The following is a 17626-nucleotide window of genomic DNA, read 5'->3' on the forward strand; positions in this document are numbered from 1 at the left end:
CGCATGTCCTCATCGATCGAATCGCTTCGCGACTGCCTCGCGCCCGCGAAGCTGAATCTCTTCCTGCACATCACCGGCCGTCGTCCGGACGGCTATCACGCGCTGCAGACGGTGTTCCAGCTCCTCGACTGGGGCGACACGCTTCACTTCACGCGTCGCGACGACGGCATGATCACGCGCAAGACGGATGTGCCGGGCGTGCCCGAAGCCAGCGACCTCGTCGTTCGGGCCGCGCGCCTGCTGCAAACGCATACGGGAAGCAAATACGGCGTCGAGATCGAAATCGACAAGCGGCTTCCGATGGGCGCAGGCCTCGGCGGAGGCAGTTCTGACGCGGCAACGACACTTTTGGCGTTGAATCGACTCTGGGGCGTTGACCTGCCGCGCGCGACGCTGCAGAATCTCGCCCTGCAACTCGGCGCGGACGTACCGTTTTTTGTTTTCGGGCAGAATGCATTTGCAGAAGGAGTGGGCGAAACGCTTCAGGCAGTCGAGCTGCCGAAACGCTGGTTCCTGGTGGTGACTCCTGCGGTCCATGTCCCAACCGCTGAGATTTTTTCTGAGAAAGCGTTGACAAGGGACTCAAAAGTCCTCACAATGACGGACTTTCTTGCACAACATAGTTCTGACACAGATTGGCCCGAGAGCTTCGGCCGAAATGACATGCAGGCAGTTGTCGCAGAAAAGTACGCGGAAGTTGCGATGGTGCTCGAGTGGTTTTCGAATCTTGCACCGGCGCGAATGACCGGATCTGGAGCAAGCGTGTTTGCTGCTTTTCGTAGCAGAGCCGAAGCGGAGATGGCACAAGCCAAACTCCCGGCAAGCTGGAAAAGCAAAGTAACCGGCAGCCTGGATTCTCATCCTCTCTTCGCTTTCGCGTCATAAGGTTTTGTTTTGTCGGGTTGTCCTACACTCCCCGGCAAGGCTCAAAGTTAGTGTAGGGGAGTCGCCAAGTTGGTCAAGGCACCGGATTTTGATTCCGGCATGCGAGGGTTCGAGTCCTTCCTCCCCTGCCATAATTTCTCGCGTTTTTCCTCTCGCCCCCAGCCCGAACAGGTGCACGATGAGCAGTGACGGCCTGATGGTTTTTACTGGCAACGCGAATCCCGCGCTTGCACAGGAAGTCGTCAAAATCCTTGGAATTCCTCTCGGCAAAGCGATGGTAAGCCGTTTCTCCGACGGCGAAATCATGGTCGAGATTCAGGAAAACGTCCGAGGCAAGGACGCGTTCGTTTTGCAGTCCACCTGCGCCCCGACGAACGACAACCTGATGGAACTGATGATCATGGTCGATGCGCTCAAGCGCGCATCCGCTGGCCGGATCACCGCAGCCATCCCCTATTTTGGTTATGCGCGTCAGGATCGCCGGCCGCGTTCGGCGCGAGTCGCCATCTCGGCCAAGGTCGTGGCGAACATGCTGGAAATCGCCGGCGTCGATCGCGTCATTACGATGGACCTTCACGCCGACCAGATTCAAGGCTTCTTCGACATCCCGGTCGACAACATCTACGCAACGCCCGTGCTGCTCGGCGACTTGCGCAAGCAGAGTCACGAAGATCTGCTGGTGGTGTCGCCGGACGTGGGCGGCGTGGTTCGCGCCCGAGCACTGGCGAAGCAACTGAACACCGATCTCGCGATCATCGACAAGCGTCGCCCGAAGGCGAACGTCGCTGAAGTGATGAACATCATCGGTGAAGTGGAAGGCCGCACGTGCGTGATCATGGACGACATGGTCGATACCGCCGGCACGCTCTGCAAGGCAGCACAGGTTTTGAAGCAACGCGGAGCGAAGCAGGTTTTTGCGTACGCAACGCACCCCGTTCTCTCGGGTGGCGCGGGCGAACGGATCGCGGCATCGGAACTCGACGAACTCGTCGTCACCGACACGATTCCGCTCTCCGCCGAATCGCTGGCATGCAAGAAAATTCGCCTGCTGTCGAGCGCGGGACTCCTCGCGGAGACCTTCTCGCGTATCCGGCGCGGCGACTCGGTGATGTCGCTCTTCGCCGAAAGTTAAAAGAATTGGCACTGACGCGAAGCTCCAGCTTCGCGTTTTTGCGTGATCGGCGCGAACGGACGAAGGTTCGTGCCGTTGCTCTTGGGGCTGTCACTTAACGAATAGCCTCGTTTTCACTGCCTGGTCGCGGGCAGCTTATGGAGTTGAATCATGAAAGTAGTCGCTTTCGAGCGTAATTTGCAAGGTACGGGTGCGAGCCGCCGCCTGCGTAACTCGGGCAAGACCCCGGGCATCGTATATGGCGCCGACAAAGACACACAACTGGTCGAACTCGACCACAACGCGCTTTGGCACGCGCTGAAGAAAGAAGTGTTCCATTCGTCGATTCTCGACCTGGAAGTGGGCGGCAAGGCGCAGCAGGTTCTCCTGCGCGACGTGCAATACCACCCGTTCAAGCAGATGGTTCTGCACGTGGACTTCCAGCGCGTCGATTCGAAGAAGAAGCTGCACACCAAGGTGCCGCTGCACTTCTTGAATCAGGAAACGAATCCGGCCGTCAAGCTGTCGGGCGCTGTGATCTCGCACGTGATCAACGAACTCGAAGTCGAATGCCTGCCGGGCGACCTGCCGGAATTCATCGAAGTCGATCTGGCGAACATCGAAGCCGGTCAAACGATGCACGCCAAGGACATCACACTGCCGAAGGGCGTCGAGCTCGTCGCTCACCTCGAAGCGGAAAATCCGGTTCTCGCCTCGGCGACGATTCCGGCCGCCGTGGTGTCGGATGCATCGGCTGGCGGTGCTGCAGCAGGCGAAGGCGAAACGCCCGCAGCGTAAGTTTTCGCTGAGAAAAGCCTATCCTCTCGAACCGTTCGCAAGAACGGGACGACGTGACCCGCCGGTGCTCGCGCTCCGGCGGGTTTTTTTTCGCACCATTTCAGGCGGGCGCTTCGCTCGCAACGACTCGACATGATCAAGCTGATCGTCGGCCTCGGCAATCCGGGCGCCGAGTACACCGCCACGCGACACAACGCCGGCTTCTGGTTCGTCGACCAGTTCGCCCGCGACGCCGGCGCAAGCCTGCGCGATGAACGGCGCTTTCACGGTCACTACGGCAAGGGACGTCTGAACGGGCACGAAGTCCATTTGCTCGAACCGCAGACGTTCATGAACCGCTCGGGGCAATCGGTCGTCGCGGTGGCGCAGTTTTTCAAGATTCTGCCCGACGAAATTCTCGTCGCGCACGATGAGCTCGATCTGCCGCCCGGCACCGTCAAGATGAAGCTCGGCGGCGGGAGCGGCGGGCATAACGGGCTGAAGGACATTTCCGCGCATCTGTCGTCGCAGCAGTATTGGCGTCTGCGGATCGGGATCGGGCATCCGCGCGATCTGATTCCCGAAGGTTCGCGCGCGGGCGCGAAGCCCGATGTCGCCAATTTCGTGCTCAAGCCGCCGCGCCGCGAGGAGCAGGAGCCGATCGACCAGTCGATCGAGCGCGCGCTCGCAGTGATGCCGTTCGTCGTCGCTGGCGAGACCGAGCGCGCGGTGATGAACCTGCATCGCAATTCCTGACACCTCTTTCGGAGCCGCCTGTGAGCCGTTTCTGGAGCGATATCGTCCATCGACTGACGCCGTATGTGCCGGGCGAACAGCCCGCGCTGGCGCATCCCATCAAGCTCAATACGAACGAAAATCCGTATCCGCCGTCGCCGCGCGTCGTCGAGGCGATTCGGCGCGAGCTGGGCGACACCGGCGAGACGCTGCGAAAATATCCCGATCCGACCGCCCGCGCGCTGCGCGAGACAGTCGCCGCGCATCATGGGCTGCGTATCGAGCAGGTATTTGCGGGCAACGGTTCTGATGAAGTGCTCGCGCACGTGTTTCAGGCTCTCCTGAAGCACGACAAGCCCATCCGTTTCCCCGATATCACCTACAGCTTCTATCCGGTCTACGCGCAGTTGTACGGCGTGGCGTTCGATGCGATCCCGCTGAACGCGGAGTTCGGCATCGATATCGACGACTATCGGGCGGACGGTGGTGCTGTGCTCTTGCCGAATCCGAACGCGCCGACGGGCCGTGCGTTGTCGCTCGCCGAGATTGAAGCATTGCTAGAGACGAATCCCGATTCACCGGTCGTGATCGACGAGGCGTATGTCGATTTCGGTGCTGAATCGGCGGTCAAGCTGATCGATCAATATCCGAATCTGCTCGTCGTGCAGACGTTGTCGAAAGCGCGCTCGCTCGCCGGAATGCGCGTGGGTTTCGCATTCGGCGATGCCGCGCTGATCGAAGCGCTGACCCGCGTGAAGGACAGCTTCAACTCATATCCGCTCGATCGGCTGGCGCAAGCGGCGGGAATCGCGGCTTATGAAGACGACGTGTGGTTCCGCGAAACCTGCGCGAAAGTGATCGCTTGTCGCGATCGTCTGACGGGCGAGTTGCAGGCGTTAGGCTTCGAGGTCGTGCCGTCGGCGGCAAATTTCCTGTTCGCTCGCCATCCGGCGCACGATGCCTCAACGATTGCTGCGTCGCTGAAAGAGAGGGAGATTTTTGTGCGGCACTTCAAGTTGCCGCGCATCGACCAGCATTTGCGCATTTCCATCGGCACTGATGCCGAATGCGAGGCGCTCATCGGCGCGTTACGTGCGGTGATCGTCGGTTAAGCGCGCGTTATCGGCTCTTGGCAGCCATCAGCGCGTGATACTTCTGCATCAACTGGTCTGGCGACTCGACATGCGCCGGATCGCGCGGAATACATTCGACCGGGCACACCTGCTGGCATTGCGGCTCGTCGAAATGGCCGACGCATTCGGTGCACTTTTTCGGGTCGATAACGTAGATGTCCGTGCCCATCGAAATGGCGTCGTTAGGGCACTCGGGTTCGCAGACGTCGCAGTTGATGCACTCGTCGGTAATGATCAAAGACATGCTTTACTCTCAATAAGCGACAAATGGCCCGCTCCCTTAAAAGCGGGCCCCCGCGCGCTCAAGGCGTCGCGGCGTCGCGCGCGATCGGGCCGACCTTGTCGATCAGGCGCTTCTCGACCGACGGAAATACGAACTTGCTGACATCGCCGCCCAACTGAGCGATTTCACGCACGATCGTGCCCGAAATAAACTGATACTGATCCGACGGCGTCATGAACATCGTTTCCACGTCCGGCAGCAGATAACGGTTCATCCCCGCCATCTGAAACTCGTACTCGAAATCGGAGACGGCCCGCAAGCCGCGCACGATCACGCGCGCGTTATTCTTCCTCACGAAATCCTTCAATAGCCCTTTGAAACTCATCACCTGCACGTTCGGATAGTGTCCGAGCACGTCGTGGGCGATGTCGAGGCGCTCCTGAAGATCGAAAAACGGCTTTTTGGCGCGGCTGTCTGCGACACCTACGACCAGCGTATCGAAAATGCTCGACGCGCGCCGGACGAGGTCTTCATGTCCGCGCGTCAGCGGGTCGAACGTTCCCGGGTACACGGCGACTACCATGGGGCTTCTCCTCTTATGGTGACATTGGGCCGCCCGGCCGCATCGGCTAGCGCAGCCCGGCGGGTCGCCCGGTCAAGAGCCCGGTGCGTTATTTTTGGAACGCGCATTATTCCTCATTTTCGCGCCGCAGCAAATGATAGCGGACCGCGCCCGCCTTGCCTTCCCGGTCTATCCGCCAGCCTTCCAGCGCAGGGTACGCGGCGACCTCGATCGCCTCGCCGGATTCGACGTAAAGCGCGCCGCCGGGCGTGACGAGCGGTGCCGCCAGCGCGATCGCGCGTTCGAGCATCGGCTGGTCGGCGAACGGGGGATCGAGGAAGACGACGTCGAACGAGTTCGGCGCGAGACCAGCAGCGAGTCGCAACGCGTCGGCTTCGACGATTTCGATGTTCTTCGCCGCGAGTCGCGTCTGGTTCGCCTTCAGTTGCGCGACCGCGCGGCCGCTGCGCTCGACCATCAGCACCCGCTCCGCCCCGCGCGATGCCGCCTCGAAGCCGAGCGCCCCGCTGCCGGCGAACAGATCGAGACAGCGCTGGCCGTCGAGTTCCTGGCCGAGCCAGTTGAAGAGCGTTTCGCGCACGCGATCGGGCGTCGGGCGCAGGCCGTCGAGATCGAGCACGGGCAGCGGCGTGCGCTTCCAGTCGCCGCCGATGATGCGGATCGAATGCGGCTTGCCGCCGCGCGAAAGCGTCGGCTCGCGGACTTTGGCGGGCTCGCGGACCTTCGGCGATTCGCGGCCGGGCCGGGCTGACAAAAGCGAACGTGTGATGGACGAACGGGACATGTGAGAGCGATTAGGGATGCGCGAGGGCGCCGGACGCCAACGCGAAAAGTTGAAAGCCAACGTTACCACAGGCGTGCGCCTTGCCACCAACGGGCAGCGACCGCCATAGGCATCGCCTGATAAAATACGCGCCTTCCGTGCTTTCGCTCGCCCGCCCGGCTGTCCCGACGCCGGGAACGCCGCGGTCGAAGAAACGCGCGCATCACCCACCAGTGCAGACCATGTTCAGCTTCTTCAAACGATTCAAGAAACCGACCGAAGGCGACACGCCGGCTGAAGTTCAGGCCGAAGAAGCCGCCGAAGCCGAAGCGCCGGAAGAGCCGCTGCGCCACGCGACGACGCCCGTCACGCCCGCGCAGCCGGTCGAGCCGCCTGTTGCTCCGGTTGAAGCGACGTCGACCGCGCCCGAGCAAAAACCCGCCGAGCCGCAGCCGTACTGGCAGGGCCGCACGCCGTCGCAATGGAAGCGCGAGCCGCTCGCCGAAGAGCTGAACGAGGTGATCCCGCCGCCTGCGCCCGATGCCAGCGCCAAAAAATCGTGGATAACGCGGCTGAAGCACGGTTTGTCGAAGACGAGTACGAGCCTGACCGGGATTTTCGTCGGCGCGAAGATCGACGAGGATCTGTATGAGGAACTCGAAACCGCGCTCCTGATGTCCGACGCGGGCGTCGATGCCACCGAGTTCCTGCTCGAAGCCCTGCGCGAAAAGGTGCGCACCGAGCGTCTAAGCGACGCGATGCAGGTCAAGAACGCGCTGCGCGATCTGCTCGTCGAGTTGCTGGAGCCACTCGAAAAATCGCTGATGCTCGGCCGCGCGCAGCCGCTCGTCATGATGATCACGGGCGTGAACGGCGCGGGCAAGACGACCAGCATCGGCAAGTTGGCCAAGCATCTGCAGCGCTTCGACCAGTCAGTGCTGCTCGCCGCCGGCGACACGTTCCGCGCCGCCGCGCGCGAGCAGCTCACTGTCTGGGGCGAGCGCAACAACGTGACGGTGATGTCGCAGGAAAGCGGCGACGCGGCCGCGGTGATCTTCGATGCCGTCGGCGCGGCGCGCGCGCGCAAGATCGATGTGATGATGGCCGACACCGCCGGCCGCCTGCCGACGCAATTGCACCTGATGGAAGAACTGCGCAAGGTGCGCCGCGTGATCGCGAAAGCGATGCCGGATGCGCCGCACGAAGTCCTGCTCGTGATCGACGCCAATACGGGGCAGAACGCGCTCGCGCAGGTCAAGGCGTTCGACGACGCGCTCGGCCTCACCGGGTTGATCGTGACGAAGCTCGACGGCACGGCGAAGGGCGGCATTCTCGCGGCAATCGCTCGTCAGCGGCCGATTCCGGTGTATTTCATCGGCGTCGGGGAGAAAGTGGAGGACTTGCAACCTTTCAGCGCTGCGGAATTCGCCGACGCGTTGCTTGGCTAGGAACTTGGCTGGGAATCAAGAAGGCGTCCCGTGGGACGCCTTTTTTGCGCGCTGTCGAAGCCGCAACGCTCAGTGCGAAAACACCAGCGCCGCCGCGATCCACCACATCACGCAGCCGACGATCACGTCCAGCACGCGCCACGCGACATCCTTCTCGAACCACGGCTGGAGCAGACGCGCGCCGTAGCCGAGCGTCGTAAACCACACGATCGACGCGCACATCGCCCCCGCCGCAAACCACGCGTTGCGCGGCCATCCGTAACGCGCGCCGATCCCGCCGAGCAGCACGACGGTATCGAGATAAACGTGCGGATTGAGCAGCGACAGCGCGAGCACCGTCGATGCCGCGCCGAGCGCCGTCTGCGTTTCGCCGTCGGAGGCGTCGAGGTGGCCGGGACCGCGCCACGCCGCGAGAAACGCCCGCGCGCCGTACAGGAACACGAAAATCGCGCCGGCCCAGCGGATCACGTCGAGCAGGAACGGCGCCCGCGAGATCAGCGCGCCCATCCCGCCGATGCCGAGGCCGATCAAAAGCACGTCGATCGACGCGCAGATCACGACGACCAGCCCCACGTGCCTGCGCTTCAATCCCTGCTTCAACACAAACGCGTTCTGCGCGCCGATCGCGATGATCAGACTGGCGCCGAGCCCGGCGCCGGACAGGAAGCTCGATAAATAGGGAAGCGTCATTCAGCGTCGGGTTGTTGCGCGGGCGCAGCGCGTTGGAAGGCATCGATCTGTCCGGCGTGATCGGCGATGCGTTCGATCGTCGGGAAGCGGCTCATGTCGATCTTGAAACGCCGCGCGTTGAAAACCTGCGGCACGAGGCAGAGATCGGCGACGGTCGGGGTATCGCCGAAACAAAGCGCGCCGACCCGCCGGTCGGGCGCAAGGCGCTTTTCCAGCGACTCGAAGCCCGCCTCGACCCAGTGCGCATACCAGGCGTCCTTGACATCGTCGGGCGTTTTCACTTGATGCTTCAGGTACTTGAGCACGCGCAGGTTGTCGAGCGGGTGGATTTCGCACGCCACCTGCAGCGCGATCGAGCGCACGAACGCGCGATCGACCGGTGCGCGCGGCAGGAGCGGCGGCTCGGGATGCGTTTCCTCCAGATATTCGATGATCGCAAGCGATTGGTTGAGGACGTTATCGCCATCGATCAGCGTCGGGACGATGCCGTCCGGATTCAGCTCGCGATATTCCGGCTTGAGTTGCTGGCCGCCGTCACGCAGCAGATGAACGGGCGCGTACTCGTAGTCGAGCCCTTTCAGGTTTAGCGCGATGCGCACGCGGTAGGCGGCGGAACTGCGGAAATAGCTGTACAGCTTCAATTTGTGTCTCCTCTTTCGGCCAAACGCGCTGTCAGCCAGAGTTGACGCCTTAGCGCCTTATCTGGCCCCATGCAACGTATTTGCGCCCTTATTCGCCACGCTTAAACCACGCGCACTGCAAACTCCCCGATCCCGTCCACCCCACCCTTCATCAACTCGCCCTTTACAACCGCGCCGACGCCTTCAGGCGTGCCGGTGAAAATCAGATCGCCGGGGAAGAGTTCGAAGAGCGTCGACAGATAAGCGATCGTCTCGCCCACCGACCAGATCAGTTGCGAAATATCCGAGCGCTGCTTTTCCTCACCGTTGACCGTCAGCCAGATTGCGCTCTTTTCGAGATGCCCGACCTTCGCCACCGGATGAATCGGCCCGAGCGGCGCGGAGTGGTCGAAGCCCTTGGCGGTATCCCACGGACGGCCGAGCTTTTTCGCTTCGGCCTGGAGATCGCGGCGCGTCATGTCGAGACCGAGCGCGTAGCCGTACACGTAGTCGAGCGCCGTGTCGGCGGGAATGTCGCGGCCCTGCTTGCCGATCGCCGCGACCAGTTCCATTTCGAAATGCACGTTCTTCGATTGCGACGGGTATTCGAACTCACCGGTCGCGCCGGGTGCGACGTAGAGCACCGCATCGGCGGGCTTGCTGAAGAAAAACGGCGGTTCGCGGTCGGGATCGTGGCCCATTTCGCGCGCGTGCGCTTCGTAGTTGCGGCCAACGCAGTAGATCCGGCGCACAGGAAACCGCTCTTCCGACCCGACGACGGGCACCGCAACCACCGGTGCCGGAGTGAACACGTAACTCATCCCGCTCTCCTTTCATGATTGGTCGTGCGGCCCGCGTGACCAGGCGAAGCCGGCAAGACGAAGAGTGTAACTTGGCCGCGCCGCGCTTGCGTGGCGGGCCTCTGCGGCCGATATCACCGTAAGCGGAATGCAAAGCGGCCCGCCGCGACTTGCCAGCGCTCGGCAAATGCGATACTCAATACAATCCCTTATCGCAAAAAAGCATGGACGCACGCCGCGCGTGCCCACTCACCCGATGACCGACTCCGCTGCTAAAGCCTTCCCCTGCGCGCGCTACATCAAGGAAATCGGCCGCGGCCCGAACGGCGCCCGCGCCCTGAGCCGCGACGACACCTACGCGCTCTACGAAGCGATGCTCGACGCCCGCGTCTCCGACCTCGAACTCGGCGCGGTGCTGCTCGCGTATCGCGTGAAGGGCGAGACCGCCGCCGAACTCGCCGCGATGCTCGCGGCCGCGCACGCATCGTTCGAGCCGTTGCACATCCAGAATGGCCGCGACCACGCGCGGCCGGTAGCGATCCCGAGCTACAACGGCGCGCGCAAGCAGCCGAACCTCACGCCGCTCCTGTCGATGCTGCTCGCCCGCGAAGGCGTGCCGGTGCTGGTGCACGGCGTCGTCGACGATCCGGGCCGCGTCACGAGCGCCGAGATTTTCGCGGAACTGGGGATCGAGCACGCCGCGTCGCATGATGAAATCGAGGACAGCCTCGCGTCGCGCCGGCTGGCGTTCGCGCCGATCGCGTCGCTTGCGCCGAAGCTCGCGCGGCTCCTGTCCCTGCGCCGGATCATGGGCGTGCGCAATTCGACGCACACGCTCGTCAAGATTCTGCAGCCGTTCGCGCAGCCGGGCCTGCGGATCGTGAACTACACGCATCCACAGTATCGCGACAGCCTGACGGGCCTCTTCATCGACCACCCCGATGCCGCGACCGGCGGCGCTTTGCTCGCGCGCGGCACTGAAGGCGAAGCGGTCGCGGATACGCGTCGGCAAGTGCAGGTCGACTGGTTCCACGACGGGCATTCGGAGACGCTGCTGTCGGCGGAACGCTCGTCCGCCGATGCGCCCGCCGCCGCGTTGCCCGAATCGCTCGACGCGGCGACCACCGCGCGCTGGATCGAAACCGTGTTGCGCGGCGAGGTGCCGGTGCCCCCAGCGGTCGCGCGGCAGGTGGAACTGATCACCGAGGTGGTGCGCAGGCCCCAATAAACCGGAAAGCTCCGATTGCACCCGTCGGTTGACAGTTCAGCCGACGCTGACATACAGTAGCCTCATGCGCTACACCCAATTCTCCTCCCTCCGAATTATTTCGGGCCGCCTAGCGCGGCCCCTATCACTACGTCTAGCGTAAATCGCCAGGCGTAGTGCTGCGCGTTCGTCTCTTCAACGCGCGGTCCTCCCAGCAGTTCCCGTAGTGCTCTCTTTTCACCACCTGTAGTCGTCAGCTTTTCGTTCGCGCATCCCGCGATACGGAAACGCGAGGGTCACATGCACGCTGCTTCGCGCACGTTCACGCTGGTCGCAGGCGTCACCATCGCCGTGATGCAACGTGACCGCGCGCGCGGACAAGCCTCTCAGCGCGCATCGGGCAGTAGCCGGCCAGCCGCCGGCGTCGGCCTCTCTCGCAGGCGCTACGCAACCGCCGATAAACGAGGTCGACGATCATGATGCCCAGCCCCTCCGAGAAATACCGTCCGTTTCCGCAAGTCCGCCTGACCGGCCGCCGCTGGCCGACGCGCACGATCGAGAAAGCGCCGATCTGGATGAGCACCGACTTGCGCGACGGCAACCAGTCGCTGATCGAGCCGATGAGCATCGCGGCGAAGCTCGAATTCTTCGAGCTGCTGGTGGCGACGGGTTTCAAGGAGATCGAGGTGGGCTTTCCATCGGCCTCGCAGACGGATTTCGACTTCGTGCGCAAGTTGATCGTCGAAAAGCGCATCCCCGATGACGTCACCATCGAAGTGCTCGTGCAGTCGCGTCGCGAATTGATCGAGCGGACGTTCGAGGCGGTGGAAGGGGCGTCGAAGGTGATCGTGCACTTGTACAACGCGATCGCGCCCTCGTTCCGGCGCATCGTGTTCAATCAATCGAAGGATGAGGTGAAGGCGCTGGCCGTCGAGGGTACGCGCATCATCAAGGAATGCGCGGCCGCGCGGCCCGGCACGCACTGGACCTATCAGTACTCGCCGGAGACGTTCAGCATGACCGAGCTCTCCTTCGCGCGCGAAGTCTGCGACGCCGTCGCGCAAATGTGGCGCCCGACGCCCGAGCACAAGATGATCGTGAACCTGCCCGCGACCGTCGAAGCGGCGATGCCGAACGTATTCGCCGACCAGGTCGAGTGGATGGACCGCAACATGGGGTATCGCGACAGCATCGTGCTGTCGGTGCATCCGCATAACGATCGCGGCACGGCGGTCGCGGCAGCCGAACTCGCGCTGCTCGCGGGGGCGGATCGCGTCGAAGGGTGTCTCTTCGGCAACGGCGAGCGCACCGGCAACGTCGATCTCGTGACGCTCGCGATGAATCTCTATACGCAGGGTATCGACCCGGGCCTCGATTTCTCGGATATCGACGGCGTGCGGCGCGTCGTCGAGCGCTGCAATCAGATTCCCGTGCACCCGCGCCATCCGTACGCGGGCGATCTCGTGTTCACGGCGTTTTCGGGTTCGCACCAGGACGCGATCAGGAAGGGCTTCGCACAGCGCCAGCCGGGCACGGTGTGGGACGTGCCCTATTTGCCAATCGATCCCGCCGATCTCGGCCGCAGCTACGACGCCGTGATCCGCGTGAACAGCCAGTCGGGTAAAGGCGGCGCGACGTTCCTGCTGGAGCGCGGATTGGGGTTCACGCCGCCACGGCGCGTGCAGATCGAGTTCAGCCACGCGGTGCAGGCGGTCGCGGATCAATCGGGCGAGGAAGTTTGCGGCGATGCCATCTGCGCGCTGTTCCGGCGCGAATATTTCGATGTCACGGGGCCGGTGTTGCGCGTGAATGCGGCGACGCTGCGTGTCCAGGGGCGGAGTGTCGCGATGCCGGCGGCGTCCGGTGCGGCTTCGGGCGATGTGTACGCGGAAGCGGTCGCGGTCGCGCTGGGGATGGCAGCGCAGGTGTCATCGTTTGAAACGGCCAATACCGCGAATGGCGAGACGGCGGTGTTCGTCGGGTGCCGCGTCGGTGAGCAGGCCGTGCGTTACGGCGTCGCGGTAAATGCTAACGCGGCGCTGGCAGTCGTCGATGCGGTCGTCAGCGCGGTGAATCGTGCGCAATGGGCGGGAGTTGCACAGGTTGAAAGCGAAGCGGTCGCGGCTTGAATCGCGCTGTGACGCAGACGCAGGCGTCATGGCTTGCGGCGCGTTGGCGAGGAGCGCAGGCGTCGCAACTTGAGAAACACCGCAGCGAGCGAATCACTCTTGCCGCCTGAAAAGCAAAAGCGCCTCGCCGCAACACGCGACGAGGCGCCGATGTTTTCCCAAGCCCATCGCGAAAGCTCACTCCAGCGCCACGCGCGTCGCCTGCAGCGCGAGCAACTGCCACTGCCCGTCGATATGAACATGCACCGCCGTGTACGCGATCGGAAACAGCAGCGCGCCGTTTTTCGATTCCATCTCGATCAGCGCGCGGCCCGACACGAGACACGTATCGCGTCCGGCAGGCATCACGTCCTGCGACTGGATTTCGATCTGGCGATACCGTCGCCGCCCGGCCGTGATCGCGTCGATGAACTGGCGTTTCGTCTCGCGCTTGCCGTTCGTGTGCACGTAACTGACGTTCTCTGCCAGCAACGCGTCCAGCAGGGCACCGTCGCCGTCCACCATCGCCCGGAAGCGGTCGCGCTCGAGGCCGCGGATCGCCTCAATAGTATTTGCCGGCATCTGTCGATTCCTCTTGCACCGAGGAACCGATGCACGCGTTCCCCGTCAGAAGTTGTATTGCAGATATAGCTGGCTGAAATTTATACCAGGATTCGGCTCTTTGATACCGCCGTTCGACAAATGCTGAAAGCGGAAGCCGGCCTGGTAGTTCTGATGCGAGCCGAAGATCGCACCCACGCCGACCATGTCGGCAAACTGGAACGCGCTGCCCACCGAGAACGTATCGGTGATGCGCGTGTGCGAAAGCAGCCGTATTCCGACACCCGCCTCGATGAACGGCCGGATCGTGCCTGAACTCCTGACGAAGCGGATGACCGGCGTGAGGCCGACCTCGAAGATATTTGGATGGACGGCATTGTCCTCGGTCGAATGCCAGTAGGAGACGTGCGCTTCGCCGACCATAGTGAAGTGAAAGCCGCCGATTTCCCACCAGGTCCAGTTGGGGTCCCACACGACGCCGATATCCGCTTTCTTGATGTCGTGATCCGCGACGCCGCCGGCAACTTGCACGCCGAACTGGTCGGCGCTCGCGACGGCCGGAAGGCACGCCCAAGCCGCAAAGACGGCGCATTGCAGGAATAGATCTAGCCAGGCGCTTTTTTTCTTCTTCACGAACACCCCGACACTAGTTTCGATACCGACCGCTCGGACGGCCACCGCGGTATTTTAGAGATGGCTGCGAAATCTTGCTTGGATCGTGTCCGGTTTCCGCGAAAAGATGAATAAAGTTTCGAGGACGGATCGAAACGAGGTAATTCATGCGAATTAATCGGACCTTGCACGGCGTCCACGGTAAAAATGACTGTTTAATTATCTGTAATATGTCTCCTATCATCCCCCGATTTTCGATAGTTTTTGTGGGAACTCCCACACTAGGCAGCGCTCTAATTCTTAGCACTCAATGGACTGGAGTGCTAATATCGTGGTGACTCGATGCGCTGTTGCACCGGGTTTTTTGTTGATAAGGAGCTTATGAGCGTGACCAATGCGATGACCCTTCCGAATGTTGTGCGCCCGGCGCCGGCCAAGGCTTCGGCAGGCGCGCTGACGTACGCACAGTCGTCCATGCTGACCGGCCAGATCGGCAACATCGACGCCTATATTTCGGCTGTGAACCGGATTCCGATGCTGTCGCAGTCGGAGGAACGTCAGTACGCCACCGAATTCCGCGAGCACGGCAACCTCGACGCGGCGCGCCAGCTCGTGCTGTCGCACCTGCGGCTCGTCGTGTCCATCGCCCGCAATTATCTGGGTTACGGCCTGCCGCACGCCGACCTGATCCAGGAAGGCAACATCGGCTTGATGAAGGCGGTGAAGCGCTTCGACCCCGCGCAGAACGTGCGCCTCGTGTCGTATGCGATGCACTGGATCAAGGCAGAGATTCACGAATACATCCTGCGCAACTGGCGCACGGTGAAGGTGGCGACCACGAAGGCGCAGCGCAAGCTGTTCTTCAACCTGCGCAGCCACAAGACCGGTCTCGGCGCATTCACGCCGGGCGAGATCGAAGGTCTCGCGAAAGAGCTGAACGTGAAGCGCGAGGAAGTCGCCGAGATGGAAACGCGTTTGTCGGGCGGTGATATCGCGCTCGAAGGTCAGGTCGAGGACGGCGAGGAAGCGTTTGCGCCGATCGCGTATCTGGCCGACTCGCACAACGAGCCGACCAACGTGATCGCCTCGCGCCAGTTCGACAAACTGCAAAGCGACGGTTTGTCGAGCGCGCTCGAATCGCTCGACGAACGCAGCCGCCGCATCATTCAGGCGCGCTGGCTCGAAGTGCAGGACGACGGCTCGGGCGGCAAGACGCTGCATGAACTCGCCGACGAGTTCGGCGTGTCGGCGGAGCGCATTCGCCAGATCGAAGCGAGCGCGATGAAGAAGATGCGCTCGGCGTTGCACGACTACGCGTAAGGGTTGAATCAGGCAGTCGAAGCCCGCCGCTGCAAGACGGCGGGCTTTTTTTGCCTCTGCTGCGCGCCTTTCCGCCCTGCCGATCCGCGCACGACGCGCGAGAGTACGCTCGCGCATGCCCCGGTACGCATCGTCAGCATCGCGTGCGGAATCCGGAGCGGTGTCTCTCGCTCAAACTCGTCCCACATCAGTAGGCGCCGCAATCGCCTGAAAGCGAAAACGGCGCCCGAGGGCGCCGTTTCTCATGCTAAACGAGCTGGGCGACCAGTCAGGCCGGCAAAGGCGCCGCCCCGCCGCCATTCGACGACAAGCGCGCACCCAACTGACGCGCATAGCGCTCCGCCGCCGAGCCCACGACGATGTGGAACGTATCCGCCGATACCCACGCCACGTCGAGCGACGACAGCCGCTGGCGATCCACCGCCGACGGATCGCGCACGACCACACGCAGACGCGTCGCGGCGATCGCATCGAGCGAAGCGACGTTGGTCGCGCCGCCGAACACGGCGAGCCAGCGGAGCGGGTCCGGATCGAGCGGGCCTTGCTCGCTGGCGCCAACCGCTGCCGCAACAGCCGGAGCCACAACGGGAGCCGCAGCCGCCACTGCGCCACGCGCCGGCGAATGCTCGATTTCCGTGCGGATTTCGTCGGCGATCAGGTCCGCTTCCGGCCCGATGATCACCTGCACGGTCGTCGCGCCGCGCTTCAGCACGCCGCGCGCACCGGCCGTCTTCAGTTGCGCTTCCGACACTTTCTCCGTATCCACCACCGACAGACGCAGACGCGTCGTGCAGGCATCGACGAGCGTCAGATTCGACGCGCCGCCCAGCGCCGCGATGTACTGCGATGCGCGCGATTTCGCCAGGCCCGGCACCGGTGCAACAGCACCGCCCGCGCTTTCAGACGTCGATTCGGCTTGCGTATCGGCGGTTTCGGGTTCGCGGCCCGGCGTCGCCATGTTGAACTTGCGGATGAAGAAGCGGAACAGGCCGTAGTAGATGAACCCGTAGACGATGCCGATCGGAATCGCCATCCAGCCGCGCGTCGAGAGACCGTAGTTCAGCACGTAGTCGATCGCGCCCGCCGAGAACGTAAAGCCCAGGTGAACGCCGAGCAGCGAGCAGATCGCGAGCGCGAGGCCCGTCAAGAGCGCGTGGATCGCATACAGAAGCGGCGCAAGGAACATGAACGTGTATTCGATCGGCTCGGTGACACCCGTCAGGAACGAGGTCAGCGCCATCGAGAACAGCAAGCCGCCCACGATCGCGCGACGATGCTTCGGCGCCTCGTGGAACATCGCGAGACACGCTGCCGGAAGGCCGAACATCATGATCGGGAAGAACCCGGTCATGAAGCCGCCTGCGGTCGGGTCGCCTGCGAAGAAGCGGTGCAGGTCGCCCGTAACCGCCGCGCCGCCGCCCGGCGGCGTGAACGTGCCGAACACGAACCACGCGAGCGAGTTGATGATGTGGTGCAGGCCCGTGACCAGCAGGATCCGGTTCAGCACGCCGAACACGAAAGTGCCGAGCGCGCCCGCCGTGGTCAGCCAGAGACCGGCCGCGTCGATCGCGTGCTGCACCGGCTGCCAGATGTAGCCGAACACGATCCCGAGCACGAGACACGCCACGCCCGTGACAATCGGCACGAAGCGCTTCCCTCCGAAGAACGCGAGGTATTCGGGGAGCTTGATGTCCTTGTAGCGGTTATAGAGATACCCGGCGACGCCACCCGCGACGATCCCCGAGAGCACGCCCATGTTCAGCTTCGGGTCGATGTCCTTCATCACCGCGATTTCGATCAGGTAACCGATCGCGCCCGCGAGACCCGCCGTGCCGTTGTTGTCCTTCGCGAAACCCACCGCCACGCCGATCGCGAACAGGAGCGGCAAATTCGTGAAGATCGCGTCGCCGGCGTCGGCGATCATCTTGATATTGAAAACGTCCGGCTGGCCTAGCCGCAACAGCAGCCCGGCCACGGGTAAAACGGCAATCGGCAGCATCAGCGCGCGGCCTAGGCGCTGCATTTTTGCAAACGGGTTAGCGTCCATCGG

The 17626-nt window shown here is 63.0% G+C and carries 18 protein-coding genes and 1 tRNA gene; 10 read left to right on the forward strand and 9 right to left on the reverse strand.

Annotation, left to right across the window (positions count from 1 at the left end; genetic code table 11):
- Positions 1 to 3 precede the first annotated feature (3 nt).
- From ispE to hisC, 6 genes are all read left to right on the forward strand, one after another.
- On the forward strand, positions 4 to 885 hold the full coding sequence (gene ispE, locus AWB65_RS02245; protein WP_087665565.1) for a 4-(cytidine 5'-diphospho)-2-C-methyl-D-erythritol kinase: 882 nt from the start codon (positions 4 to 6) through the stop codon (positions 883 to 885).
- A 54-nt stretch (positions 886 to 939) separates the two neighbouring features.
- A tRNA-Gln gene (locus AWB65_RS02250) sits at positions 940 to 1016 on the forward strand.
- Positions 1017 to 1063: 47 nt separating this feature from the next.
- A complete protein-coding gene (locus AWB65_RS02255) occupies positions 1064 to 2017 on the forward strand; it encodes a ribose-phosphate pyrophosphokinase (protein WP_087655831.1) in 954 nt (317 codons plus the stop codon).
- 150 nt (positions 2018 to 2167) lie between these two features.
- Positions 2168 to 2794 (forward strand): 50S ribosomal protein L25/general stress protein Ctc, encoded by a 627-nt coding sequence (locus AWB65_RS02260; RefSeq protein ID WP_087665566.1) that lies wholly within the window; start codon positions 2168 to 2170, stop codon positions 2792 to 2794.
- A 132-nt stretch (positions 2795 to 2926) separates the two neighbouring features.
- Positions 2927 to 3529: an aminoacyl-tRNA hydrolase gene (gene pth, locus AWB65_RS02265; protein ID WP_087665567.1), complete on the forward strand. Its 603-nt coding sequence runs from the start codon at positions 2927 to 2929 to the stop codon at positions 3527 to 3529.
- A gap of 20 nt (positions 3530 to 3549) precedes the next feature.
- Positions 3550 to 4620 (forward strand): histidinol-phosphate transaminase, encoded by a 1071-nt coding sequence (hisC, locus tag AWB65_RS02270; RefSeq protein ID WP_087665568.1) that lies wholly within the window; start codon positions 3550 to 3552, stop codon positions 4618 to 4620.
- A gap of 7 nt (positions 4621 to 4627) precedes the next feature.
- Here hisC and AWB65_RS02275 read toward each other — a convergent pair whose 3' ends face one another.
- The 3 genes from AWB65_RS02275 to rsmD all read right to left on the reverse strand — a co-directional run bounded on the left by AWB65_RS02275 (position 4628) and on the right by rsmD (position 6231).
- On the reverse strand, positions 4628 to 4885 hold the full coding sequence (locus AWB65_RS02275) for a YfhL family 4Fe-4S dicluster ferredoxin (RefSeq protein ID WP_087665569.1): 258 nt from the start codon (positions 4883 to 4885) through the stop codon (positions 4628 to 4630).
- A 58-nt stretch (positions 4886 to 4943) separates the two neighbouring features.
- A complete protein-coding gene (coaD, locus tag AWB65_RS02280) occupies positions 4944 to 5447 on the reverse strand; it encodes a pantetheine-phosphate adenylyltransferase (protein ID WP_087665570.1) in 504 nt (167 codons plus the stop codon).
- A gap of 106 nt (positions 5448 to 5553) precedes the next feature.
- On the reverse strand, positions 5554 to 6231 hold the full coding sequence (gene rsmD, locus AWB65_RS02285; RefSeq protein ID WP_087665571.1) for a 16S rRNA (guanine(966)-N(2))-methyltransferase RsmD: 678 nt from the start codon (positions 6229 to 6231) through the stop codon (positions 5554 to 5556).
- A gap of 221 nt (positions 6232 to 6452) precedes the next feature.
- On the opposite strand from rsmD, the gene ftsY reads away from it, so the two are divergent.
- Positions 6453 to 7658 (forward strand): signal recognition particle-docking protein FtsY, encoded by a 1206-nt coding sequence (gene ftsY, locus AWB65_RS02290; protein WP_087665572.1) that lies wholly within the window; start codon positions 6453 to 6455, stop codon positions 7656 to 7658.
- A gap of 69 nt (positions 7659 to 7727) precedes the next feature.
- On the opposite strand, the gene AWB65_RS02295 is transcribed toward ftsY, so the two are convergent.
- The 3 genes from AWB65_RS02295 to AWB65_RS02305 form a co-directional block, all read right to left on the reverse strand.
- On the reverse strand, positions 7728 to 8348 hold the full coding sequence (locus AWB65_RS02295; protein ID WP_087665573.1) for a LysE/ArgO family amino acid transporter: 621 nt from the start codon (positions 8346 to 8348) through the stop codon (positions 7728 to 7730).
- Positions 8345 to 8989 carry a maleylacetoacetate isomerase gene (maiA, locus tag AWB65_RS02300; RefSeq protein WP_087665574.1) on the reverse strand — a complete coding sequence of 215 codons (645 nt, stop codon included), beginning with the start codon at positions 8987 to 8989 and terminating at the stop codon, positions 8345 to 8347. The genes AWB65_RS02295 and maiA overlap by 4 nt, the downstream gene beginning before the upstream one ends.
- A gap of 101 nt (positions 8990 to 9090) precedes the next feature.
- The gene (locus AWB65_RS02305) at positions 9091 to 9789 is read right to left on the reverse strand and encodes a fumarylacetoacetate hydrolase family protein (RefSeq protein ID WP_087665575.1); all 699 of its coding nucleotides are present in this window, start codon (positions 9787 to 9789) and stop codon (positions 9091 to 9093) included.
- Between the two features lie 235 nt (positions 9790 to 10024).
- On the opposite strand from AWB65_RS02305, the gene ybiB reads away from it, so the two are divergent.
- Together ybiB and leuA are read left to right on the forward strand one after the other, a co-directional pair.
- Positions 10025 to 10996 carry a DNA-binding protein YbiB gene (gene ybiB / locus AWB65_RS02310; protein WP_087665576.1) on the forward strand — a complete coding sequence of 324 codons (972 nt, stop codon included), beginning with the start codon at positions 10025 to 10027 and terminating at the stop codon, positions 10994 to 10996.
- A 455-nt stretch (positions 10997 to 11451) separates the two neighbouring features.
- Entirely contained in the window at positions 11452 to 13104 is a 1653-nt protein-coding gene (gene leuA / locus AWB65_RS02315; RefSeq protein ID WP_087665577.1) for a 2-isopropylmalate synthase, read from the forward strand.
- A 177-nt stretch (positions 13105 to 13281) separates the two neighbouring features.
- Here leuA and AWB65_RS02320 read toward each other — a convergent pair whose 3' ends face one another.
- A complete protein-coding gene (locus AWB65_RS02320; protein WP_087665578.1) occupies positions 13282 to 13665 on the reverse strand; it encodes a nuclear transport factor 2 family protein in 384 nt (127 codons plus the stop codon).
- 45 nt (positions 13666 to 13710) lie between these two features.
- On the reverse strand, positions 13711 to 14241 hold the full coding sequence (locus AWB65_RS02325) for an acyloxyacyl hydrolase (RefSeq protein WP_235007477.1): 531 nt from the start codon (positions 14239 to 14241) through the stop codon (positions 13711 to 13713).
- A gap of 402 nt (positions 14242 to 14643) precedes the next feature.
- Here AWB65_RS02325 and rpoH point away from each other — a divergent pair, with 402 nt between their 5' ends.
- Positions 14644 to 15576, forward strand: coding sequence for an RNA polymerase sigma factor RpoH (gene rpoH / locus AWB65_RS02330; protein ID WP_087665700.1), 933 nt, complete (start codon positions 14644 to 14646; stop codon positions 15574 to 15576).
- Positions 15577 to 15844: 268 nt separating this feature from the next.
- On the opposite strand, the gene nagE is transcribed toward rpoH, so the two are convergent.
- The gene (gene nagE, locus AWB65_RS02335) at positions 15845 to 17623 is read right to left on the reverse strand and encodes an N-acetylglucosamine-specific PTS transporter subunit IIBC (protein WP_200821645.1); all 1779 of its coding nucleotides are present in this window, start codon (positions 17621 to 17623) and stop codon (positions 15845 to 15847) included.
- Positions 17624 to 17626 lie beyond the last annotated feature (3 nt).

The organism is Caballeronia humi (genome assembly GCF_001544475.1).
GTDB classification, from domain to species: Bacteria; Pseudomonadota; Gammaproteobacteria; order Burkholderiales; family Burkholderiaceae; genus Caballeronia; species Caballeronia humi.